Origin of the sequence: Streptomyces paludis (genome assembly GCF_003344965.1) — a bacterium.
Taxonomy (GTDB): domain Bacteria; phylum Actinomycetota; class Actinomycetes; order Streptomycetales; family Streptomycetaceae; genus Streptomyces; species Streptomyces paludis.
The window spans coordinates 8,339,518-8,365,643 of sequence record NZ_CP031194.1; the positions used below are offsets into that span (position 1 = coordinate 8,339,518).

Genomic DNA, 26,126 nt, shown 5'->3' on the forward strand with positions numbered 1-26,126 from the left:
TTGGACGCCTCCTTGAGGAAGCGCCGGAGCTTGTCTTCGTTGTTCACAGGGCGGTTGTCCACAGGGCGGTTCTCCACAGGTGTTCCGATGTGCTTGGCTCAGGACCGCGTTCAGGAGATGCCGAATTCCTCACCGAGGAAGCGGAACACCTCGTCGTCGGTGGCCGAGTCCAGGTCGCGCCCGGCCTCCGGCGTACCGCTGTCGCTCCCACCGGACACCGGGCCGGCTCCCCAGCGCGCGGCCAGCCGGCCGAGCACCGCGGCGATCTCGTCCTTGCGTTCGGCGGACACGTCCTCGGGCGCGAACAGTTCCAGGGCCTTCATCCGCTCCAGCAGCGCCGCGTCGTCCGCCCCGCCGAGATCCAGCTGCTGGTCGATGTGCTCGGCCAGCGAGGCCGGCTTCGGGTGGTCGAAGACGGTGCCCGGGGTGAGGCGCAGTCCGGTGAGGGTGTTGAGGCGGTTGCGGAGTTCGACGGCGGTGAGGGAGTCGAAGCCGAGGTCGCGGAAGGGCCGGTCGCGGTCGAGGGTCCCGGGATCGGTATGGCCGAGGACCGCCGCCGCCTCGGTGCGTACGAGGTCCTCCAGCGCGCGCAGACGCTCCGGCGGCGGCAGCGCGCCGAGCCGGTCGAGCACGCTCGTCCCGGACGGACCGGCCGCGCCCGGCTGAACGGCCCGGCGGCCCGCGGGAGTCCGCGCGAGCGCGCTCCACAGCGGTCCCGCACCGGCGAAGGCGCTGGTGTTGAGGTGGGCGGCGATGGTGTGGGGGGTTTGGTGGTGGTGGGTGGTGTGGAGGAGTTGGTGTGCGTGGGTGGTGGTGAGGGGGGTGATGCCGGAGCGGGTGATGCGGTGTTGGTGGGTGGTGTGGAGGTTGGCGGCCATGCCGTGGTCGGCCCAGGGTCCCCAGGCGATGGTGGTGGCGGGGAGGTTGTGGTGGTGGCGGTGGTGGGCGAGGGTGTCGAGGAAGGTGTTGGCGGCGGCGTAGTTGGCTTGGCCGGCGCCGCCGGTGGTGGCGGTGATGGAGGAGTAGAGGATGAAGGCGTGGAGGGGGTGGTGCTGGGTGAGGGTGTGGAGGTGCCATGCGGCGTCGGTTTTGGGCTGCATGACGGTGGTGAGCTGATGAGGGGTGAGAGTGTGGATGAGGCTGTCGTCGATGATTCCCGCGGTGTGGATGACGGTGCGGAGTGGATGCTCCGGGGGGATGGTGTTGATGGCGTGGGCGAGTTGGGTGGGGTTGGTGACGTCGCAGGTGGTGATGGTGAGTTGGGTGTTGGTGTGTTGGAGTTCTTGTTGGAGTTGGGTGGTGTGGGGTGCGTCGGGGCCGCGTCGGCTGAGGAGGAGGATGTGGGGTGCGCCTTGGTGGGCGGCGTGGCGGGCGAGGGCGGTGGCGAGATGTCCGGACCCGCCGGTGATGAGGGTGGTACCGGAGGTGAAGGGCGCTTGGGGAAGGGTGAGGATGTTTTTGCCGGTGTGCCGGGCTTGGCTGAGGTGGCGGAAGGCGTTGCGGGCCTGGGTGATGGGCCAGGTGGTGTGGGGGAGGGAGGTGAGTGCTCCGGTGTCGTGGAGGCTGACGAGTTCCTTGAGGAGCTGTCCGATGTGTTCGGGTCCGGCGTCGATGGTGTCGAAGGCTTGGTAGTGGACGCCGGGGTGGGTGGTGGCGATGTGGTGGGGGTTGCGGATGTCGCGTTTGCCGATTTCGATGAAGTGGCCGCCGCGGGGGAGGAGTTGGAGTGAGGTGTCGATGTAGTCGTCGGTGAGGGAGTTGAGGATGACGTCGACGCCTTGGCCTTGGGTGGTGGTGAGGAAGGTGTGGGCGAAGTCGAGGGTGCGGGAGGAGGCGATGTGGTCGTCGTCGAGGCCGAGTTGGCGGAGGGTGTCCCATTTGGTTTCGGAGGCGGTGGCGTAGACCTCGGCGCCGAGGTGCTGGGCGATGCGGATGGCGGCCATGCCGACGCCTCCGGTGCCGGCGTGGATGAGGACCGACTGACCGGGGGAGAGCCCCGCCAGATCCCGCAGACCGTACAGCGCGGTCACGGAGGCAACGGGCAACGACGCGGCGCGCGCCCAGGACCACGAGTCCGGGATACGGACGAGCATCCGGTGGTCGGCGACCGTCGTCGTGCTGAACGCCTCACCGAAGAGCAGACCGGTGACGCGGTCGCCGACGGTGAGGTGGGGGACGTCGGGTCCGGTTTCGGTGATGACTCCGGCGCCTTCGCTGCCGAGGCTGATGTCGCCGGGGTACATGCCGAGGGCCATGAGGACGTCGCGGAAGTTGAGTCCGGCGGCGTGGACGCGGACGCGTACCTGTCCTGGTTGGAGGGGTTGTTCGTCGGGGGTGGTGGGGGTGAGGTGGAGGTTGTCGATGGTGCCGGGTGTGGTGATGTCGAGGTGCCAGTGGGGGGTGGTGGGGACGGTGAGCTGGTCGTTGTTGTGGTGGCGGGTGACTCGGGGGGCGAGGAGGTCGTGGCCGCGCAGGGCGAGTTGGGGTTCGCCGGAGGCGAGTGCTTGGGCGAGTGGGATGTCGTGGGTGGTGTGGTCGGTGTCTATGAGGGTGAAGCGGTGGGGGTGTTCGGTCTGTGCGGAGCGGGTGAGGCCCCAGACGGGTGAGTGGGAGGGGTCGGCGGGGTCGTGGGGGTGTGCGGCTATGGCGTTGTGGGTGAGGAGTATGAGGTGGGAGTCTTCGAGGTGGGGATTGGCGAGCCACTGTTGGAGCAGGGCGAGTGCGGCGGTTGCGGAGCGGTGGGCGGCGGCGGGGACATCGTCGGTGGGGACGGTCGGGCATCGCCAGACCACCACATCCGGAACGGCTGCCGCACCGTCGGCGGTGGTCGCCAGGGCGTCCAGAGTGTCCAGGTCGGTGAGGACGGTGGCTTCGACGCCCTGTATCCGCAGGCCGGGCCCCGAGCCGTCACCGTCCAGCACCACCCACGTCCGGGAGGCATCGGTGTCCGCGGCGGGCCCGGCGGGCGCGACGGGCACCCAGTTCACCGAGAACAGCGAGTCCTCGCGAGACCCGTGGGCGGCTTCCGGCCGCGCCGCCGACAGCGGACGTACGGTCAACGACCCGATCACCGCGACGGGTTCACCCGCCGTGTCGAACACCTCGATCGATACGGTGTCATCGCCGAGCAGCGCCATCCGTACCCGCAGCGCGGTCGCGCCCGACGCCAGCACCCGGACATCCGCCCAGGAGAAGGGCAGGCCCACCCCCAGCTCGTCCGCGCCGTTCGCCGCGCCGATCAGTGCGTGCAGGGCGGCGTCGAGGAGTGCGGGGTGGAGGAGGAAGCCGTCGGTCCGGGTGTGCGGTCCGGTCGGGAGTGCGACCTCGGCGTAGATCTCGTCGTCCCGTCGCCAGACCGCCCGCAGGCCCTGGAAGACCGGCCCGTAGACCAGCCCTTCGGCCGCCAGCCTCGGGTACACCCCCTCGATATCGACCTCCGTCACATCCTCGGGAGGCCAGATCCCGTCAAGGACGGGCGCGGCGTCCGTGCCGGACCCGCTCGTCAGGACGCCGAGGGCGTGGGCGGTCCACTCGGCGGGTTCGCCGTCCGCGGGCGCCTCGGGACGGGAGTGCACGGCGACCTCGCGTTCGCCGTTCGCGTTGGGCTCGCGCACAGCCACCTGGACGCGGATCGCCCCCTGCTCCGGGACGATCAGGGGTGCCTGGAGCACCAGTTCACCGATCCGGTCGCAGCTCACCGCGTCCCCGGCCCGGACGACCATCTCGACCAGCCCGGTGCCCGGTACGAAGACCTGCCCCGCCACCGCGTGATCGGCGAGCCAGGGGTGTGTGGTCAGCGACAGCCTGCCGGTGAAGACCACACCGGAGCCGTCGGGCGACTCGACCATCGCGCCCAGCAGCGGGTGGTCCGCCGCCACCAGCCCGGCGCTCGCCACATCGGCCGGGCCGGCCGCGCCGTTGAGCCAGTAGCGCCGGCGGTCGAAGGCGTAGGTGGGCAGGGGCACCGGCCGTCCCGAGCCGAGCACGGCCGGCCAGTCGACCTCGGCGCCGGCGACCCAGGCCCTGGCCAGGGCCTGGGTGAACCGTTCCGGTTCCGGCACGGCCGTCTCGCCGGACCTGGGGCGGCGCATCAGGGGAATGGCGACCACGTTGTCGTGGTGGGCGCTGAGTCCGGACAGGACGCTGTCGGGGCCGATTTCGATGAGGGTGTGGGTGCCGGTGGTGGTGAGGGTGGTGAGGGCGTCGTGGTAGCGGACGGTGTCGCGGGCGTGGCGTACCCAGTAGGCGGGTGAGGTGGCTTGTTCGGTGGTGAGTTTCTGCCCGGTGACGGTGGAGATGAGGGGGATGCGGGGTGGTCGGAGGTCGAGTTGGGTGATGACCGTGTGGAATTCTTCGAGGATGGGGTCCATGTGGGGGGAGTGGAATGCGTGGCTGACGCGGAGGCGGGTGGTGGTGATGCCGGCTTGGTGGGCTCGTGTTTGGGTGGTGTTGATGCTGGTGGTGTCGCCGGAGATGACGAGGGAGGTGGGGGTGTTGATGGCGGCGATGGTGAGGTGGGGGAGGTGGTTGATGAGGGTGGTGGCGGTGGTTTCGTCGGTGTTGAGGGCGAGCATGGCGCCGTGGGTGGGGAGTGTGGCCATGAGGCGGCCTCGGGTGGCGACGAGGGTGGTGGCGTCTTTGAGGGTGAGGATGCCTGCGGCGTGGGCGGCGCTGATTTCGCCGATGGAGTGTCCGGCGAGGGTTTCGGGGTGGAGGCCGCTGGTGGTGGCGAGGGTGTGGAGGGCTGTTTCGACGGCGAAGAGTGCGGGTTGGGTGTAGTCGGTCCGGTCCAGGAGCGCGGCGTGTTCGGTGCCGGCGTCGGCGAGGATGACATCAGCGAGCGGAGTGGGAAGGTGCGCGTCGAACGCTGCACAAACCTCGTTGAGGGCGTTGGCGAACACGGGTGAGGCTTCGTACAACTCCCGTGTCATGCCGGGCCATTGCGCGCCCTGACCGGAGAAGACGAACGCCACCCCACTGCCCGTGGTGTGTCCCGTGACGACCCGGCCGGTGCCCCTGCCCTCTGCCAGCGCGGACAGTCCGGCCGACAACTCGGTGAGATCGGCGCCGGTCACCACCGCACGGTGGTCGAGCTGGGCCCGGTTGCGGGCCAGCGACCAGGCGACGTCGACCAGCGGTGTCTCCTCCGCCCCGCCCACGACGGACAGCAGGCGTGCCGCCTGGCCGCGCAGCGCTTCCTCGGACCTGGCCGACAGCACCCACGACACCAGACCGGAGTCCACCGCCGGCGCGGTCCGCTCCGGCGGTACGGAGACCACCTGCGGAGCCTGCTCCAGAACGAGATGGGCGTTGGTGCCGCTGATGCCGAAGGACGACACCCCGGCCCGGCGCGGCCGTTCGCCCTCGGGCCAGTCGACGGCCTTGGTGAGCAGGGAGATCGCGCCCGTCGTCCAGTCGACCTGCGAAGTGGGTTCGTCCACATGGAGGGTACGGGGCAGCTGCTGGTGACGCAGCGCCATCACCATCTTGATGACCCCGGCGACCCCCGCCGCGGCCTGCGTGTGGCCGATGTTGGACTTGACCGAGCCGAGCCGGAGTGGCCGGTCGGCGGGGCGGTCCTGGCCGTACGTGGCGAGCAGCGCCTGCGCTTCGATCGGGTCTCCGAGGACGGTACCGGTGCCATGCGCCTCCACCACGTCGATGTCGCCGGTGTTCAGCCCGGCGTCGGCCAGCGCCTGCCGGATCACCCGTTGCTGGGCAGGGCCGTTGGGGGCGGTCAGACCGTTGGAGGCGCCGTCCTGGTTCACCGCCGAGCCCCGTACCACCGCCAGGATCTCGTGCCCGTTGCGCCGGGCGTCCGAGAGACGCTCCAGCAGCACCAGCCCCACCCCCTCACTCCAGCCCGTGCCGTCCGCGCCCTCGGCGAAGGACTTGCACCGGCCGTCGCCCGCCAGACCGCCCTGCCGGGAGAACTCGGCGAACACATCCGGCGCAGGGAGTACGGCGGCGCCGCCCGCCAGCGCCATCGCGCACTCGCCGCGCCGCAGCGCCTGCACCGCCAGATGGAGCGCCACCAGCGAGGACGAACACGCCGTGTCCACCGTCACCGCCGGGCCCTCCAGCCCCAGCGCGTAGGCGACCCGGCCCGACAGCACACTCCCGGACCCGCTGGTGATGCCGTATCCGGCGACGAGTTCCCGGGGCATCGACGCCGTGGTGTAGCCACTGGACGCGCCGCCGACGAACACACCGGTCGGGCTGGCACGCAGCGAGGTCGCGTCGAGGCCCGCGTGCTCCAGGGCCTCCCACGAGGTCTCCAGCAGCAGCCGCTGCTGCGGGTCCATCACCAGCGCCTCGCGCGGCGAGATCCCGAAGAAGCCGTTGTCGAAGTCCGCGACATCGTGCAGGAAACCGCCGTGCCGGGTGTGGGACTCCTCGACCGCGCTGTTCGTCTCCCAGCCGCGGTCGGACGGGAACGCGGAGATCGCGTCCCCGCCGGAACGCACCAGGTCCCAGAGCGCGTCCGGTGACGCCACCTCGCCGGGAAAACGGCAGGCCATCCCCACGATGGCGATCGGCTCACCGAGGGCCGCCACCGCCGGGACGGCGACCTCGGCCCGGCGCGCCGCGCCGGTCAGCCCGGCCCGTACGTACTCGGCGAGCAGCCTCGGCGTCGGGTGGTCGAAGACGATCGTGGCCGGCCAGGAAGTGCCGGTCGCGGAGGCCAGGCGGTTACGGAGGTCGACGGCGAGGACCGAGTCGAACCCGGACTCGCGGAAGGCGGTGTCCCGGTCGATCTCGTCGACGGCCGTGTGCCCGAGCACCGCCGCGACCAGCCCACGGACCAGCAGCAGGATCTCCTGCCGCTGCTCGGCCTCGGTCAGCCCGGCCAGCCGGTGGGCGAGCGGGACGTCCGGGACCTCGGCCTGCTCCCCAAGGGCCGTCGGCAGGACGGCCGGGACCGGGGCGGAGCCGCCGGGAGCGGTGTCGAGCCAGTAGCGGCGGTGCTCGAAGGCGTACGTCGGCAGCGCGACGCGCCGGGTGTCCGTGCCCGCGAAGACCGTCGTCCAGTCCAGGTCCACGCCCGCGACGAACGCCTCGGCCAGCGCGGTCAGCACCCGGGCCTGGTCGTCGTGACCGCGGCGCAGGGTGCCGACGGCGGCGACGCGCTCGCCCGCGGCGTCGCCGCCGTCGGTCACCGCGGCCGTCAGCACCGGGTGCGGGCTCACCTCGACGAAGACGCCGTGACCGTCGGCCATGGCCGAGGCCACGGCCTCGCGGAACCGTACGGTCCCCCGCAGATTGTCGAACCAGTGGTCCGCGCCCATCACCGTCGTGTCGAGCTGACCCCCGGTCACCGTCGAGTACAGCGGCACCCGGCCCGCTTCCGGCGCGGTGTCCGCCAGCGCGGCAATCAGCTCGTCCTTGACCGCGTCGACCTGGGCGGAGTGCGAGGCGTAGTCCACCGCGATCATCCTGGCCCGGACACCGTCCGCCGCCAGCCGCCCCACCAGCGACTCCAGTTCGGCGCGGTCACCGGCGACGACCACCTGGGACGGGCCGTTGACCGCGGCCATCGACAGCGTGCCGCCCAGATACGGCGCGGTCCCGTCCTCGGACAGCGACACCGACGCCATACCGCCGGGCCCGGCGAGCCGGGCGGCGATCAGCCGGCTGCGCAGCGCGACGATCCGGGCGCCGTCGCGCAGGGACAGCGCCCCGGCGACCACCGCGGCGGCGATCTCGCCCTGGGAGTGGCCCACCACCGCCGCCGGGCGTACCCCGCGCGCGTTCCACAGCTCGGCCAGCGAGACCATGACCGCCCAGAGGGCGGGCTGCACCACGTCGACCCGGGCCAGCGCGGCCTCGTCGTCCAGCACGTCGGTCAGTGACCACGGGACGAACTCCGACAGCGCGTCGGCGCAGCGCGCCATCGACGCGGCGAACGCCTCGTCGGCGGAGAGCAGCGCGCGGCCCATCCCCACCCACTGGGTGCCCTGGCCGGGGAAGACGAACACCGGCCCGCCGGTGCCCGCGCGCCCGGTCACCACCCCCGGGTGCGGCAGCCCGTCGGCCAGCGCCCGCGCGGCGGCGACCAGGTCCTCCCCGGTCCTGCCCAGCAGGACGGCGCGCTCCCCGAGAACGGCGCGGCCGGTGGCGAGCGACCAGCCCACATCGGCGGCGCGGGTACCGGCCGCCACCGAATCCGCGAGCCGGCCGGCCTGCGCGCACAGCGCCCGCGGTGTCCTGGCGGTGACGACCCAGGGCAGCAGGGCGTGCCCTGGGTCGTCGGATACGAGGGCGGGCGTGGCCGGAGACGCTTCGGCCGCTCCGGCCGGGCGCGGCGCCTCCTCGATGAGGACATGGGCGTTCGTCCCGCTGATACCGAAGGACGACACCCCGGCCCGGCGCGGGCGTTCGCCCTCCGGCCACGCGACGGCGTCGGTCAGCAGCGCCAGCCTGCCCGCCGACCAGTCGACGGCCGACGAGGGCGCGTCGATGTGCAGAGACTTCGGCAGCCGCTGGTGGCGCAGCGCCATCACCATCTTGATGATGCCCGCGACCCCCGCCGCGGCCTGCGTGTGGCCGATGTTGGACTTGACGGAGCCGAGGTGCAGCGGCCGGTCCGTGGGGCGGTCCTGACCGTATGTGGCGAGCAGTGCCTCGGCCTCGATCGGGTCGCCGAGCCGGGTGGCGGTGCCGTGCGCCTCGACCGCGTCGATGTCGGCGGTGTTGAGTCCGGCGTCGGCGAGGGCCTGTCGGATGACGCGTTGCTGGGAGGGTCCGTTGGGTGCGCTGAGGCCGTTGGAGGCGCCGTCCTGGTTCACCGCCGAGCCCCGTACCACCGCGAGGATCTCGTGCCCGTTGCGCCGGGCGTCCGAGAGACGCTCCAGCAGCACCAGACCCACGCCCTCGCTGAAGCCCGTCCCGGCGGCCCCCTCGGCGAAGGTCCGGCACCGTCCGTCGGGGGACAGCCCGCCCTGCCGGGAGAAGTTGGTGAAGATCGCGGGAGTGGACATGAAGGTGACACCGCCGGCCAGCGCGTAGTCGCACTCGCCGCGCCGCAGCGCCTGCGCGGCCAGATGGATCGCCACCAGCGAGGACGAACACGCCGTGTCCACCGTCACCGCCGGGCCCTCGAAGCCGAACTCGTAGGAGACCCGCCCGGTCGCGACACTGCCCGAGTTGCCGTTCGCGAGGAACGCCTCCAGCTCCTCCGGTACGGCGGCCAGCCGGGACGCGTAGTCGTGGTACATCAGCCCCGCGAACACCCCCGTCCGCGACCCCCGCAGCGAGCCGGGCACGATACCCGCCGACTCGACCGCCTCCCACGCCGTCTCCAGCAGCAGCCGCTGCTGCGGGTCCGACGCCATCGCCTCCCTCGGCGAGATCCCGAAGAACCCCGCGTCGAACCCGTGCCCGTCGTACAGGAACCCGCCCTCGCGTACGTAGGACGTGCCCTTCCGGTCCGGGTCCGGGTCGTACAGCTCCTCGACGTTCCAGCCCCGGTCCTCGGGGAATCCGCCGATCGCGTCGACGCCCTCGTCGACGAGCCCCCAGAGGTCCTCGGCCGAGCCGACGCCACCGGGGTAGCGGCAGCCGATGCCGACGATCGCCAGCGGCTCGTCGGCGGTGGCCGCCACGGGCGCCGGTCCTGCGGCGGGCACGGCCCCGGTGACCTCCGCCAGCACACGCCCGGCCAGCGCGTCCAGCGTCGGATAGTCGAAGACCGCGGCGGCGGCCAGCCGCAGACCGGCCAGCGCGTTGAGCCGGTTGCGGAGTTCCACGGCGGTCAGCGAGTCGAAGCCCAGCTCACGGAAGGGCCGTTGGACATCGAGCCGCCGGACGTCGGCGTGGCCGAGGACCGAGGCGGCCTCGGCGCGCACCAGGTCCGTCACCGTACGGAGCCGCTCCTCGGCCGTCAGCCGGGCGAGCCGCCGGGCCAGACCGGTCGTGGAGGCCCGCGCGGCGGTACGGCGCGGACGGCCCCGCGTCAGCGAGCGCCACAGCGGAGCGTCCCGTACGCCCGGCGCGGTGATGTCGAGCCCCAGCGGGACGGCCAGGGAGGTGTCGAGCCGCAGCGCGGTGTCCAGCAGCCGGGTGCCCTCCTCGTCGGACAGACCGCGGACGCCGTCGCGGGCCAGCCGGCGCCGGTCGGCGTCGGCCAGCCGGCCGGTCATACCGCTGCTCCGCTCCCACAGACCCCAGGCCAGCGACAGACCGGGCAGGCCCCCGGCCCGCCGGTGCTGGGCCAGCGCGTCGAGGAAGACGTTCGCCGCGGCGTACGACGCCTGGCCGGCGGACCCGGTGAGTCCGGCCGCCGAGGAGAACAGCACGAACGCGTCCAGCGCGTGATCGCGGGTCAGCTCGTGCAGATGCCATGCCGCGTCCGCCTTCGGCCGCAGCACGGCGGCGAGCCGCTCCGGGGTCAGCGACTCCACCAGCCCGTCGTCGAGCACCCCGGCCGCGTGCACCACCACCCGCAGCGGATGCTCCGCGGGGATGTCCGCGAGCACCGCGGCCAGCGCGTCCCGGTCCGCCGCGTCGCAGGCGGCGAAGGTGACGAGGGCGCCCGCGCCGGTCAGTTCGGCGCGCAGCTCCCCGGCCCCCGGGGCGTCGGCGCCCCGGCGGCTGAGCAGCACCACATGGGCCGCGCCGGACGCGACGGCATGCCGGGCCACCACCCCGCCGAGATGCCCCGAGGCGCCGGTGACCAGGACCGTACCGGCGGCCCAGATCTCCTCGGCGGACGCGCCGGCGCCGTCCGTGACGGGACGGACCGCGCGGGGTACGAACGCCTCGCCGGCCCGCAGCGCCACCTGGGTCTCGCCACCGTCGAGAGCGGCGGCCAGCACCGCCGGGACGGCTCCGAACGACTCCTCGGTGCCGTCGAGGTCGAGCAGGGTGAAACGGCCGGGATGCTCCGACTGGGCCGAGCGGAGCAGCCCCCACAGCGGGGCGGCGCCCAGATCGGGGCTCTCGCCGTCGCGCGCGGCCACCGCGCCACAGGTCGTCAACACCAGGTGGGACGCCGCGTACCGGGGGTCGGCGAGCCAGTGCCGTACCAGCGACAGCAGCTCCGCCGTACCCTCCCGTACGGCGGCGGGCACCTCACCGGCCTCGGGCCGGTACGACAGAAGGACCACGCCGGGTGCCTCGGGTGTTTCGGCGCCGGGGTCCGTGCAGCCCGGCGCGCCGATGCCCGAAGCGCTCACGGTCACCGTGCTCACGCTCAGCCCGGCGGCGCGCAGCGCGTCCGCCAGCCACCTGTCCCGCTCCCGTACGGCCCAGTCACCGGCCGGTGCCGAGCCGCCGGCCGCCGTCGGCGCGGTCGCCAGCGGCGCCCACTCCACGGTGAACAGCGAGCCGTCCCCGGCCCCTCCCGCCGCGCCGGGACGCGAGGCCGACAGCGGGCGCAGCGTCACCGAGCCCGCCGCCGCCACCGGTTCGCCGGTCTCGTCGAACAGCTCCACCGACACCGTGTCCGGCCGCAGCGGCACGATCCGTACCCGCAGCGCCGTCGCCCCGGCCGCCGTCACCCGCACGTCCGACCAGGAGAACGGCAGCGCGGTGGGCGCGTCGTCGGCGGTCACGACCAGCGCGTGCAACGCCGCGTCGAACAAAGCCGGGTGCAGGGTGAAGGCATCGGCGGCGGCATGCTGGTCCGCGGGCAGCTCGACCTCGGCGCAGATCTCCGCACCGCACCGCCACAGCGCCCGCAGCCCCTGGAACGCCGGTCCGTAGCCGAGCCCCCCGTCGGCCAGCCGCGCGTACACGTCGTCGAGCGCGACCGGGACCGCGCCGGCCGGCGGCCACTGACCGAGGGACGCCCCGGCGGCCCCGGGCGCGGGCATGGGTGTGGGCGTCAGCAGCCCGGTCGCGTGCAAGGTCCAGTCCACCGGACCGGTCCGCGCGGACGGCTCGGCACGGGAGTACACCGCGACCTCGCGCCCCTCCTCGCCCAGCGCCCCGGCCACCACCTGGACCTGGAGAGCGCCCTGTCCGGGCAGCTCCATCGGGGTCCGCAGCACCAGTTCGGCGACCCGTTCGCAGCCCACCTGGTCGCCCGCCCGAACGGCCATCTCCACCAGCGCGGTCCCCGGCACCAGCACCCTGTCCTCGACCATGTGGTCGGCCAGCCAACCGTGGGTGGCCAGGGACAGCCGACCGGTGAGGGTGACACCGCCGGTGCCGGGCGACTCCACCGTCGCCCCCAGCAGCGGATGACCCGCAGTGCCGAGCCCGGAGCCCGTGACATCCCCGGCCGCCCCGGGCACCGCGTCGATCCAGAACCGCTTGCGGTCGAAGGCATACGTCGGCAGCGGCACCGGCCCGCCCGCGCCCAGCAGCGCGGCCCAGTCGACCTCCGCGCCGTGCGCGTGCGCCTGGGCCACCGCCCGTACGAACCGGTCCACGGCCGGCTCGTCCCGCCGCAGCGTGCCGGACACCGCGGCGTCGCGACCGCTCGCGGCGATACCGTCCGACATCGCGGGCAGCAGCACCGGATGCGGACTCACCTCGACGAACACCGTTTGACCCGCAGCGAGGGCGGCCTGCTGCGCCCGCCCGAACTCCACCGGTTCGCGCAGATTGCGGTACCAGTAGTCGGCGGTGAGCGCGGTGGTGTCCAGCCGCTCCCCGGTCAGCGTCGAGAAGAACGGCACCCGGGCCGGGCCCGGCACGATCCCGGCCAGATCGCCGAGGACACGCGCACGGACCCGTTCGACGTGCGCGCCGTGCGACGCGTAGTCCACCGGTACGACGCGCGCCCGGACCCCGGCCGCGGTCAGCTCCTCGTGCAGTGCGGCGAGCGGCCCGGCGTCGCCGGAGACCACCACCTGCGCCGGGCCGTTCACCGCGGCGACGCCCAGCCCCGGGTGACGGTCCACGTACTCCGCCACCTGTTCCCGGGAGAGCGGGACCGACAGCATGCCGCCCAGACCGGAGAGCGCGGTGAGCGCCCGGCTGCGCAGGACCACCACGCGGGCCGCGTCGGTGAGCGACAGTGCGCCCGCGACATGCGCGGCGGCGATCTCGCCCTGGGAGTGTCCGATCACGGCGGCGGGCACCACACCCACCGCCTGCCACAGCCGTGCCAGCGACACCATCACCGCGAACAGCAGCGGCTGTACGACATCGACCCGCGCCAGGTCCGGGTCCTCACCGGTCACCAGGTCGTGCGGATTCCACTCCACCCAGGGGGCGAACGCCTCGGCGCACGCGTCGAACGCCGCGGCGAAGACCGGCGAGGCCGCGTACAGCTCCCGGGCCATTCCGGGCCACTGGGCGCCCTGCCCGGGGAAGACCATCACCACGCGGCCGGAGCCCAGCGCCCGCCCCGACACCACCGCGGGGGAGCCCCGGTCCTGCGCGAGGGCGGCGAGACCCTCGGTCAGCTCGGACAGGGCCGCGCCGGTGACGACCGCGCGGTGGCCGAAGGACACCCGGGTCCGCGCCAGGGACCACGCCGTGTCCACGGCCCGGACGTCCGGCCGTTCCGCCACCGCCGCGAGCAGCTTCGCCGCCTGGCCGCGCAGCGCGTCGGGCGACCTGGCGGACAGCACCCAGGGCACCGGGGCCCCCGCGGCGAACGGCGCGAGCGCGGTGCCGCCCGCCCCCGCGGGTGCCTCCGCCGGTGCCTCGGCGGGCTGTTCCGCGGGCGGCTGCTCCAGGATCAGATGGGCGTTGGTGCCGCTGATGCCGAAGGACGACACCCCGGCCCGGCGCGGCCGGTCGCTCTCCGGCCAGCGCACCGGCTCGGTGAGCAGCGACAGCGCCCCCGACGACCAGTCCACCTCAGGAGTCGGCTCGTCGACATGGAGCGTGCGCGGCAGCTCCTGATGGCGCAGCGCCATCACCATCTTGATGACGCCCGCGACCCCGGCGGTGGCCTGAGTGTGGCCGATGTTGGACTTCACGGAGCCGAGGTGCAGCGGCCGGTCGGCGGGTCGGTCCTGGCCGTACGTGGCGAGCAGCGCCTCGGCCTCGATCGGGTCGCCGAGCCGGGTGCCGGTGCCGTGTGCCTCAACCGCGTCGATGTCGGCGGTGTTGAGTCCTGCGTCCGCCAGGGCCTGCCGGATCACACGCTGCTGGGACGGCCCGTTGGGTGCGGTCAGGCCGTTGGAGGCGCCGTCCTGGTTCACCGCCGAGCCCCGTACCAGCGCCAGTACACGATGTCCGTTGCGCCGGGCGTCGGAGAGCCGCTCCAGCAGGACCAGCCCCACCCCCTCGCCCCAGCCCGTGCCGTCCGCCGCGCCCGCGAACGGCTTGCACCGGCCGTCGGCGGCCAGCCCGCGCTGCTGCGAGAACTCGCTGAACACCCGGGGAGTCGACATAAAGGTCGCGCCGCCCGCGAGCGCGAGCGTGCACTCGCCGCGCCGCAGCGCCTGGGCCGCCAGATGGATCGCCACCAGCGACGAGGAGCAGGCGGTGTCCACCGTCACCGCCGGACCCTCCAGACCCAGTGCGTACGCGACCCGGCCGGACAGCACACTGGCGATGACGCCGGTCATGCCGAAGCCCGCGACGGCGTCCGGGTGGGCCGTGGTCACCGTGGCGTAGTCCTGGGCCGTGGTGCCGGCGAACACCGCCGTCCGCGAGCCCCTCAGCGAGTCCGGCGCGATACCCGCGGACTCCACGGTCTCCCACGCGGTCTCCAGCAGCAGCCGCTGCTGCGGGTCGGTGGCCATCGCCTCGCGCGGGGACATGCCGAAGAAGTCCGCGTCGAACTCGGCCCCGTCGTGGAGGAAGCCGCCGTCGCGCACATAGCTGCTGCCCACCCGGTCCGGGTCGGGGTCGTACAGCCCGTCGAGGTCCCAGCCGCGGTCGCCGGGGAACGGCCCGATCGCGTCCACACCGTCGGCCACCAGCCGCCACAGCTCCTCGGGCGAGCCCACGCCGCCGGGCAGACGGCAGCCCAGACCGACGATCGCGATCGGCTCGTGGTCACGCCTCTCCAGTTGCCGCAGCCGGGCGCGGGTCTTGTAGAGGTCGGCGGTGACCTGCTTGAAATAGCCGAGGAGCTGCTTGTCTTCAGACATCGTCCATGCTTTCGTGCCGAGTTGAGCCGGTCCTCGGACCCGTGCTGTCCGGACCCGTGGTGTCGCCGTAACCGAACTGCTCGTCCATCAGATTCTTGAGATCGCTGAACGAGGCCGAATTCATGACCTCGGACAGATAGTCGTCGTCGTCCGTGTCGCCCCGGGGGCCCTCGTCGTAGGCGTCCGTGTCCCGGCGCAGGAAGTCCCGTACCCGCTGCCGGGCCCCTTCGCGTACGGACTCCTCGCCGTGGTCCGCGAGGGCCGCCAGCAGCGCGTCGAGCCGGTCGAGAGCGTCGCCCGTCTCGGCCGGCGCCGGCGCGGCGGGGAACAGGACCGTGTCCAGGTGGGCGGCGAGGGCGGGCACCGTCGGGTGGTCGAAGACGGTGCCCGGGGCCAGGCGCAGGCCGGTGAGGGTGTTGAGGCGGTTGCGGAGTTCGACGGCGGTGAGGGAGTCGAAGCCGAGGTCGCGGAAGGGCCGGTCGCGGTCGAGGGTCCCGGGATCGGTATGGCCGAGGACCGCGGTCGCCTCACCGTGGACGAGGTCTGCCAGCGCGTCGAGACGCTCCCCGGCCCGCAGCCGGGCCAGCTCGCCGAGCGCGGTGGCCTGCGGAAGACCGGCCCGGGCGGTACCGCGGGCCGCACTGGGCGCGGTGGAGCGCCAGAGCGGTTCGGTGGTGCTGAGAAGAGCGGTGTTGAGGTGGGCGGCGATGGTGTGGGGGGTTTGGTGGTGGTGGGTGGTGTGGAGGAGTTGGTGTGCGTGGGTGGTGGTGAGGGGGGTGATGCCGGAGCGGGTGATGCGGTGTTGGTGGGTGGTGGTGAGGTTGGCGGCCATGCCGTGGTCGGCCCAGGGTCCCCAGGCGATGGTGGTGGCGGGGAGGTGGTGGTGGCGGCGGTGGTGGGCGAGGGTGTCGAGGAAGGTGTTGGCGGCGGCGTAGTTGGCTTGGCCGGCGCCGCCGGTGGTGGCGGTGATGGAGGAGTAGAGGATGAAGGCGTGGAGGGGGTGGTGCTGAGTGAGGGTGTGGAGGTGCCATGCGGCGTCGGTTTTGGGCTGCATGACGGTGGTGAGCTGATGAGGGGTGAGAGTGTGGATGAGGCTGTCGTCGATGATTCCGGCGGTGTGGATGACGGTGCGGAGTGGATGCTCCGGGGGGATGGTGTTGATGGCGTGGGCGAGTTGGGTGGGGTCGGTGACGTCGCAGGTGGTGATGGTGAGTTGGGTGTTGGTGTGTTGGAGTTCTTGTTGGAGTTGGGTGGTGTGGGGTGCGTCGGGGCCGCGTCGGCTGAGGAGGAGGATGTGGGGTGCGCCTTGGTGGGCGGCGTGGCGGGCGAGGGCGGTGGCGAGATGTCCGGACCCGCCGGTGATGAGGGTGGTACCGGTGGTGAAGGGCGCTTGGGGGACGGTCAGGACGACCTTCCCGGTGTGCCGGGCCTGACTGAGGTGGCGGAAGGCATGGGGCGCTTGGGTGAGGGGCCAGGTGGTCAGCGGTAGAGGGAGGAGTGCTCCGGTGTCATGGAGGGTGACGAGTTCCTTGAGCAGTCGTCCGATGTGTTCGGGTCCGGCCTCGGTGGTGTCGAAGGCTTGGTAGTGGACGCCGGGGTGGGTGGTGGCGATGTGGTGGGGGTTGCGGATGTCGCGTTTGCCGATTTCGATGAAGTGGCCGCCGCGGGGGAGGAGTTGGAGTGAGGTGTCGATGTAGTCGTCGGTGAGGGAGTTGAGGACGACGTCGACGCCTTGGCCTTGGGTGGTGGTGAGGAAGGTGTGGGCGAAGTCGAGGGTGCGGGAGGAGGCGATGTGGTCGTCGTCGAGGCCGAGTTGGCGGAGGGTGTCCCATTTGGTTTCGGAGGCGGTGGCGTAGACGTCGGCGCCGAGGTGCTGGGCGATGCGGATGGCGGCCATGCCGACGCCTCCGGTGCCGGCGTGGATGAGGACCGACTGACCGGGGGAGAGACCCGCCAGATCCCGCAGACCGTACAGCGCGGTGACCGACACGATCGGGATCGCCGCGGCACGGGCGAACGACCAGGAGTCCGGGATCGGTGTCAGCATGCGGTGGTCGGCGACCGTCGTCGGACCGAACGCGCCGCTCAGATAGCCGGTGACGCGGTCGCCGACGGTGAGGTGGGGGACGTCGGGTCCGGTTTCGGTGATGACTCCGGCGCCTTCGCTGCCGAGGCTGATGTCGCCGGGGTACATGCCGAGGGCCATGAGGACGTCGCGGAAGTTGAGTCCGGCGGCGTGGACGCGGACGCGTACCTGTCCTGGTTGGAGGGGTTGTTCGTTGGGGGTGGTGGGGGTGAGGTGGAGGTTGTCGATGGTGCCGGGTGTGGTGATGTCGAGGTGCCAGTGGGGGGTGGTGGGGACGGTGAGCTGGTCGTTGTTGTGGTGGCGGGTGACTCGGGGGGCGAGGAGGTCGTGGCCGCGCAGGGCGAGTTGGGGTTCGCCGGAGGCGAGGGCTTGGGCGAGTGGGATGTCGTGGGTGGTGTGGTCGGTGTCTATGAGGGTGAAGCGGTGGGGGTGTTCGGTCTGTGCGGAGCGGGTGAGGCCCCAGACGGGTGAGTGGGAGGGGTCGGCGGGGTCGTTGGGGCGTGCGGCTATGGCGTTGTGGGTGAGAAGTACGAGGTGGGAGTCTTCGAGCTGGGGGTTCGCGAGCCACTGCTGGAGCAGGGCGAGTGCGGCGGTGGCGGAGCGATGGGCGGCGGCGGGGACATCGTCGGTGGCGACGGTCGGGCATCGCCAGACCACCACATCCGGAACGGCTGCCGTACCGTCGGCGGTGGTCGCCAGGGCGTCCAGGTCGGTCAGTACGGTGGCTTCGACGCCCTGTATCCGCAGGCCGGGTCCCGAGCCGTCACCGTCAAGCACCGCCCACGTCCGGGGGATCCGCCCGGTGGCCGGGGCGGCGACGGGGTTCCAGATCACGGAGTGCAGCGAGTCCGACAGCGAGGCATCCGCCGTGGGCACCGGTGCCTTCGGCAGTGGACGCAGTGTGAGTGCCTCGACTTCCGCGACGGGCTCGCCCGCCGTGTCGAACACCTCCAGGCGGACGGTGTCGTCGGAGCCGACCGTCATCCGTACCCGCAGGGCCGTCGCACCGACGGTCCGTACCCGTACCCCCGTCCAGGAGAACGGCAGATGCGCCCCTCGCCCGGCGTCCATCACGTCCGCGCGGGCCAGTGCGTGCAGGGCGGCGTCGAGGAGGGCGGGGTGGAGGAGGAAGCCGTCGGTCCGGGTGTGCGGGCCGGTCGGGAGGGTGACCTCGGCGTAGATCTCGTCGTCCCGTCGCCAGACCGCCCGCAGGCCCTGGAACGCCGGCCCGTAGACCAGCCCCTCGGCCGCCAGCTCCGGGTAGAGCCCGTCGAGCCCGACGTCCGTGGCGCCCGGCGGTGGCCACGCGGACAGCGGCGCGCGCACCGCGTCCGACGCGGGGGCCACGAATCCGGTCGCGTGGGTGGTCCACTCGGCGGCCGTGGTGTGCGGGGCCGGTTCGGCACGGGAGTGTACGGCGACCTCGCGGTCGCCCTCCTCGTCCGGGGCGCCGACGACCACCCGCACCTGAAGCGCGTCCGGTCCGGGCAGCACCATCGGGGTCCGCAGCACCAGTTCGCCGATCCGACCGCAGCCCACCGCGTCGGCCGCGCGGCTCACCATCTCCACCACAGCCGTGCCCGGTACGGTCACCGAGCCGGCGACCGTGTGGTCCGCGAGCCAGGGGTGCGCGGCCGTCGACAGCCGGCCCGTGCAGATCACCCCGTCCGTGTCGGGCGACTCGACCACCGCGCCCAGCAGCGGATGCCCGGCGGAGAGCAGCCCGGCGCCCGCCACGTCCGCCGCGCCGGGCGCGGGTTCGACCCAGTAGCGCCGGCGGTCGAAGGCGTAGGTGGGCAGGGGCACCGGCCGTCCCGAGCCGAGCACCGCCGCCCAGTCGACCTCGGCACCGCGCGCATGCGCCGAGGCCAGGGCCCGGACGAACCGTACGGGCTCCGGCACCGGCGCCTCGGACGGCCGGGGGCGGCGCATCAGCGGCACCGTCCGCGGGCCGCCGTCCTGTACCAGCCCGGACAGGACGCTGTCGGGGCCGATTTCGATGAGGGTGTGGGTGCCGGTGGTGGTGAGGGTGGTGAGGGCGTCGTGGTAGCGGACGGTGTCGCGGGCGTGGCGTACCCAGTAGGCGGGTGAGGTGGCTTGTTCGGTGGTGAGTTTCTGTCCGGTGACGGTGGAGATGAGGGGGATGCGGGGCGGTCGGAGGTCGAGTTGGGCGATGACCGTGTGGAATTCTTCGAGGATGGGGTCCATGTGGGGGGAGTGGAATGCGTGGCTGACGCGGAGGCGGGTGGTGGTGATGCCTGCTTGGTGGGCGCGTGTTTGGGTGGTGTTGATGCTGGTGGTGTCGCCGGAGATGACGAGTGAGGTGGGGGTGTTGATGGCGGCGATGGTGAGGTGGGGGAGGTGGTTGATGAGGGTGGTGGCGGTGGTTTCGTCGGTGTGGAGGGCGAGCATGGTGCCGGTGGTGGGGAGTGTGGCCATGAGGCGGCCTCGGGTGGCGACGAGGGTGGTGGCGTCTTTGAGGGTGAGGATGCCTGCGGCGTGGGCGGCGCTGATTTCGCCGATGGAGTGTCCGGCGAGGGTTTCGGGGTGGAGGCCGCTGGTGGTGGCGAGGGTGTGGAGGGCTGTTTCGACGGCGAAGAGTGCGGGTTGGGTGTAGTCGGTCTGGTCGAGGAGTGTGGCGTGTTCGGTGCCGGCGTCGGCGAGGATGACATCGGCGAGCGGGGTGGGAAGGTGCGTGTCGAAGGCGGCGCAGACCTCGTTGAGGGCGTCGGCGAAGACCGGTGAGGCTTCGTACAGTTCCCGTGTCATGCCGGGCCATTGCGCGCCCTGACCGGAGAAGACGAACGCCACCCCGCCGGTGACGGCCCGGCCGGAGAGCACCCGTGCCGTGCTCCGGCCCTCCGCCAGCGCGGACAGCCCTTCGAGCAGCTCCGCGCGGTCCTCCCCGACCACGACCGCGCGGTGGTCGAACCGGGCCCGGTTGCGGGCCAGCGACCAGGCCACATCGGCCGGTGCGAGATCCGGCCCGCCGACGGCCGGCAGCAGCCGTGCCGCCTGGCCGCGCAGCGCCTCCTCGGACCTGGCCGACAGCACCCATGCCACCGGGCCCCCGGAGAGGGCCCCGGGCACCGGATCGGCCGCCGGGTGGGGCGGCGCGGGGTCGTACGGCGCCTGCTCGACGATCACATGGGCGTTGGTGCCGCTGATGCCGAAGGACGACACCCCGGCCCGGCGGGGCCGGTCGCCCTCGGGCCAGTCGACGGCCTCGGTGAGCAGGGAGACGCCGCCCGTCGTCCAGTCGACCTTGGAGGTGGGTTCGTCCACGTGGAGGGTGCGGGGCAGCCGCTGGTGACGCAGCGCCATCACCATCTTGATGACACCCGCGATACCGGCGGCGGCCTGGGTGTGACCGATGTTGGACTTGACCGAGCCGAGCCGTAGCGGCCGGTCGGCGGGGCGGTCCTGGCCGTACGTGGCGAGCAGCGCCTCGGCCTCGATGGGGTCTCCGAGGACGGTACCGGTGCCATGCGCTTCCACGGCGTCGATGTCGCCGGTGTTCAGTCCGGCGTCGGCCAGGGCCTGCCGGATCACCCGTTGCTGGGAGGGTCCGTTGGGGGCGGTGAGGCCGTTGGAGGCGCCGTCCTGGTTCACCGCCGAACCGCGCACCACGGCCAGGATCTCGTGCCCGTTGCGCCGGGCGTCCGAGAGCCGCTCCAGCAGCACCAGCCCCACCCCCTCGCCCCAGCCCGTGCCGTCCGCCGCGCCCGCGAACGGCTTGCACCGGCCGTCGCCCGCCAGACCGCCCTGCCGGGAGAACTCGGCGAACACACCGGGAGTGGACATGAACGTCGCCCCGCCCGCGAGCGCGAGCGCGCACTCGCCGCGCCGCAGTGCCTGCGCCGCCAGATGGATCGCGACCAGCGACGACGAACACGCCGTGTCGACGGAGAGGGCGGGCCCCTCCAGCCCCAGCGCGTAGGAGATCCGGCCCGACAGCACACTGGCGGTGCTCCCGGTCAGTCCGAAGCCCGCCGTCACCTCCGGGGCGGCGGCGGTCAGGGCGGCGTAGTCCTGGCTCGTCGTGCCGGTGAACACCCCGGTCCGTGAGCCCTTCAGGGTGTCCGGGGCGATGCCCGCGGACTCGACGGTCTCCCACGCGGTCTCCAGCAGCAGCCGCTGCTGCGGGTCGGTCGCCAGCGCCTCACGCGGCGAGATCCCGAAGAAGTCCGCGTCGAACTCGTGGCCGTCATGCAGGAATCCGCCCGCGCGGGCGTAGGACTCCGTCGCCGGGGCGAGCGCGTCCCAGCCACGGTCCGCCGGGAACGCACCGATCGCGTCGACACCGTCGGCCACCAGCCGCCACAGCTCCTCGGCCGAACGCACCCCACCGGGGAAGCGGCATCCAACACCGACGATCGCGACCGGCTCGTCCGCCGCCCGTCCGTCCGTCCGCCGCCCGTCGGGAGCCTCCGCCACCGCCCCGGGCGTCTCCGTACCACCCAGCCGTTCGACGATGTGCGCGGCGAACGCGGGCACGGTCGGATAGTCGAACACGGTGGCGGCGGGCAGGTCCAGGCCGGTCAGGGTGGCGACCCGGTCGCGCAGCTCCACCGCCGTCAGCGAGTCGAAGCCCAGGTCGCGGAAGGGCCGGTCGTCGGTCACCGCGGCGGCGTCGGTGTGGCCGAGCACGGCCACCGCCTCCGCCCGTACCAGCTCCCGCATCTCGCGCCGAAGCTCCGCTGCGGGCCGCGCGGCGAAGTGTTCCGCGCGGTGTGACGCCACCGGTGTGTCCCGGCGGTCCCCGACGACCTTCGCGAGGAGCGGGCTGGGCCGGACGGCGGTGAAGGTGGCGGCGAACCGGTCCCAGTCCAGATCCGCCACATACGCCGACACCTGTCCGCTGTCCAGCACCTGACGGAGCGCCGCCAGCGCGGACGCCGGAGCCATCGCCCGCATCCCCTGAGCCCGCAGCGACCGGGCCGCGTCCGCCTCGGCCGCCATGCCCTCGCCGGCCCAGGCGCCCCAGGCCACCGCGGTCGCGGGCAGTCCCAGACCGCGGCGGTACTCGGCGAACCCGTCCAGATACGCGTTGGCGGCCCCGTAGGCGGCGAAACCGCCCGCGCCCACCACGCCCGCCCCGGAGGAGAACATCACGAACGCGTCGAGCGCGACGCCCTCCGTCAGCTCGTGCAGATGCCGCGCCGCCACGGCCTTCGGCCCGGCCGCCGCCGCGAGATCCCGCTCCGTGAGCGAGTCCACCGGCCCGCCGCCGCCGACCCCGGCGGCATGCACCACCGCGGTCAGCGGAAACTCCTCGGGTACCCGGGCCAACGCGGCGGCCAGCTCGTCCCGTTCGGTGACATCGCAGGCCAGCACGGTCACCCGGTCGCCGTGCTCGGCCACCAGTCCGCCCGCGCCCGGCGCCAGCGGACCCCGCCGGCCGAGCACGAGCACATGCCCGGCCCCCTGCTCCAGCAGCCACCCCGTCAGCCGGCGGCCCAGAGCGCCGGTGCCGCCGGTGAGCAGCACCGTGCCACGCGGCCGCCAGCCCTGCCGTGCGCCCGTACCGGTACTGGTGTTGGTTCCACCGTTACGGACCAGCCGCCTGGCCAGTATCCCCGCACCCCGTACGGCGACCTGGTCCTCGGCGCCGCCCAGCACCCCGCACAGGGCGTCCGACGGGAGGGCCCGTCCGGCCGGTACGTCGACCAGACCGCCCCAGTGGCCGGGCCGCTCCAGCGCGACCACTCGGCCGAGCCCCCAGAGCGCGCTCAGGGCGGGCGCCGAGACGGCCGACCCGGCGGAGACCGCGCCCCGGGTCACGCACCACAGCCCGCCGTCCACCTCCGCGTCCCCGAGCGCCTGCACCAGCATCGCCAGATCGGCCACGGGCCGGTCCCCGGCGAGCGCGAGCAGCGACACCACACCGTCCACCGGCTCGTCACCGCGGACCGCGGCCAGCCGCGCGGCCAGCGTCCGCCGGTCCGGCACGGCGCCGTCGAGCAGGCACTCCACCACCCGGGCACCCCGGGCGGCCAGCGCCGCCGTCAGCTCATCGGCGTCCGGGCCCGCGGGCGCCACGACCAGCCACCGCTGACCGGCCGTCACACCGCCGGAGGCCGTCACCGGGAGCCACGACACGCCGTACCGCCACGATCGCGCCTCGTCCTCCCGGCGCTGTCGGCGCCGCCACGAGGCGAGCGCCGGCAGCAGCCCGGCGACATCGACCTCGTCGCCCGTCTCCAGCATCCGGGCGACCTCGTCGGCGTCCCCGCGCTCCACCAGCCGCCACAGCCCCGCGTCGGCGGGGCCACCGGCGGCGGGACCGGCCACCGCCGGGTCGATCCAGAACCGCTCGCGGTCGAAGGCGTACGTCGGCAGCGCGGCCCTCCGGCCCTCGCCGAGCAGCGCCCGCCAGTCCACGTCCACCCCGTGGGCATGGGCCTGCGCCAGGGCCCGGACGAACCGGACGTCCTCCGGCACCGATGCCTCGGCGGCGCGCGGACGGCGCATCAGCGCGACGGCCGTCAGCCCCGCGGGCCGGGGCAGTCCGGACAGCACACCGTCCGGTCCCACCTCGACCAGGGTCCTGACGCCCTCGGCGGCCAGTGTGCCCAGCGCGTCGTGGTAGCGCACGGTCTCCCGCGCGTGGCGCACCCAGTACCCGGGAGAGGCGACCTCGTCGCCCAGGACCTCACCGGTCACCGTCGAGACCATACGGACCCGGGGCGGCCGGAAGTCCAGTGTGCGCAGTACGGCGGCGAACCCGTCGAGCACCGGGTCCATCGACGGCGAGTGGAAGCCGTGCCCCACCCGCAGCGCGACCGGCCGCATCCCGGCGGCACGGGCCCGCTCCGTCACCGCGGCGACGCTCCCGGCGGCGCCCGAGACCACCACCGAGGCCGGACCGTTCACCGCGCCGACCCCGACCCCCGGCACACCGTCGATCAGCCGCAGCACAGCGGCCTCGGTGGCCTCCAGCGACACCATCGCGCCGTCGTCCGGCAGCGCCCCCATCAGCCGGCCGCGCGCCTCGACCAGGACACAGGCGTCCCGCAGCGACAGGACGCCCGCGGCCCACGCGGCGGCGATCTCGCCCACCGAGTGCCCGGCCAGCAGATCGGCCCGTACACCGCACGAGGTCACCAGCGCGTGCAGGGCCACCTGGACGGCGAACAGCGCGGGCTGGGTGACCTCGGTACGGTCCAGCGGCTCGGAGCCGGCGAACACCTGCTCCGCCAGCGAGCCCGCCATCAGCGGGTCGAGGACCGCGCACACCTCGTCGAACGCCGTCCGGAACACCGCCGACGACGCGTACAACTCCCGTGCCATACCGGGCCATTGGGCGCCCTGACCGGAGAACACCAGGGCCACCCCGCCGGGCTCGGCCCGCCCCGCGGCGACCGCGGCCGACGCCTGTCCGGCCGCGACGGCGGAGAGCCCCGCCAGCAGCTCGTCCGGTGTGCGGCCGGTCACCACGGCCCGACGGGCGAAGCGGGTACGGGTGTCCACCAGGGCCCGCGCCACATCGAGGGGCGGGACGCCGGGGCGCTCGCGCACCGCACCGAGCAGCCGCTCGGCCTGGCGTCCCAGCGACCGCGCGGACTTCGCCGTGAGCACCCAGGGCACCGCGGCGGTCCCGATCACGGGTCCGGCGCCGGACCCGGTGCCGTCTCCGGTCCCGCCCTCCGGGACGGCCGACGGCGGAGCCTCTTCGAGGATGAGGTGCGCGTTGGTGCCGCTGATGCCGAACGACGACACCCCGGCCCGGCGCGGGCGTTCACCCTCCGGCCACGGCACCGGAGCGGTCAGCAGCGACAGCGCCCCCGCCGACCAGTCCACCTGCGTCGACGGCTGCTCCACGTGCAGGGTGCGCGGCAGCACCCGGTGGCGCAGCGCCATCACCATCTTGATGACCCCGGCGACCCCCGCCGCGGCCAGCGTGTGCCCGATGTTCGACTTGACCGAGCCCAGCCACAGCGGCCGGCCGGCCGGGCGGTCCTGGCCGTAGGCGGCCAGCAGCGCCTGCGCCTCGATCGGGTCTCCGAGCCGGGTGCCGGTGCCGTGCCCCTCCACCGCGTCGATGTCACGGGGCTCCAGCCCGGCATCGGCCAGCGCCTGCCGGATGACACGCTGCTGGGACGGGCCGTTGGGCGCCGCCAGCCCGTTGGACGCGCCGTCCTGGTTCACCGCCGAGCCGCGCACCACGGCGAGGATCTCGTGCCCGTTGCGCCGGGCGTCCGAGAGCCGCTCCAGCAGCAGCAGACCCGCGCCCTCACCCCAGCCGGTGCCGTCCGCCGCCGAGGAGAACGCCTTGCACCGCCCGTCGGCCGCCAGGCCCCCCTGACGGCCGAACTCGGTGAACACCTCGGGAGTGGACATGAACGCCACCCCGCCCGCGAGCGCGAGCCCGCACTCACCGCGCCGCAGCGCCTGCGCCGCCAGATGGATCGCCACCAGCGAGGACGAACACGCCGTGTCGACGGTGACGGCCGGCCCCTCCAGCCCCAGCACGTACGACATCCGGCCCGACATGACGCTCGCCACCGCGCCGGTCAGGCCGAAACCCGCGGCGGCCTCGGGGTGCGCCGCCAGGATGTCCGCGTAGTCCTGGGCCGTCGTCCCGGTGAACACCCCGGTCCGTGAGCCCTTCAGGGTGTCCGGCGCGATCCCCGCCGACTCGACCGCCTCCCACGCGGTCTCCAGCAGCAGCCGCTGCTGCGGGTCCATCGCCAGCGCCTCACGCGGCGAGATCCCGAAGAAGCCCGCGTCGAAGTCGGCCCCGTCCTGGAGGAACGCGCCCACCCGGGGCCGGTCCGCCGCGGGGAACGCCTCGTCCCAGCCCCGGTCCGCGGGCGGCCCGCCGACCGCGTCGACGCCGTCCGCGACCAGCCGCCACAGCTCCTCGGGCGTCGTGACCCGCCCCGGATAGCGGCAGCCCACGCCGATGATCGCGACCGGCTCGGTCAGCGCGGACCGCAACCGCTCGTTCTCCTCGGTCAGTTGGCTGTTCTTGCGGAGCGACGAGCGCAGGGCCCCGACGATCGACTCGACTGACGTGTCGTTGCTGCTCATGG

The 26,126-nt window shown here is 73.5% G+C and carries 2 protein-coding genes; both read right to left on the reverse strand.

The annotated features are described in order from the left end of the window. Positions 1-110: 110 nt before the first annotated feature. Entirely contained in the window at positions 111-15,002 is a 14,892-nt protein-coding gene (locus tag DVK44_RS37480) for a type I polyketide synthase (RefSeq protein WP_228447526.1), read from the reverse strand. Next, a complete protein-coding gene (locus DVK44_RS37770) occupies positions 14,995-26,124 on the reverse strand; it encodes a type I polyketide synthase (protein WP_269439637.1) in 11,130 nt (3,709 codons plus the stop codon). Before DVK44_RS37770 ends, DVK44_RS37480 begins: the two co-directional genes overlap by 8 nt. Positions 26,125-26,126 lie beyond the last annotated feature (2 nt).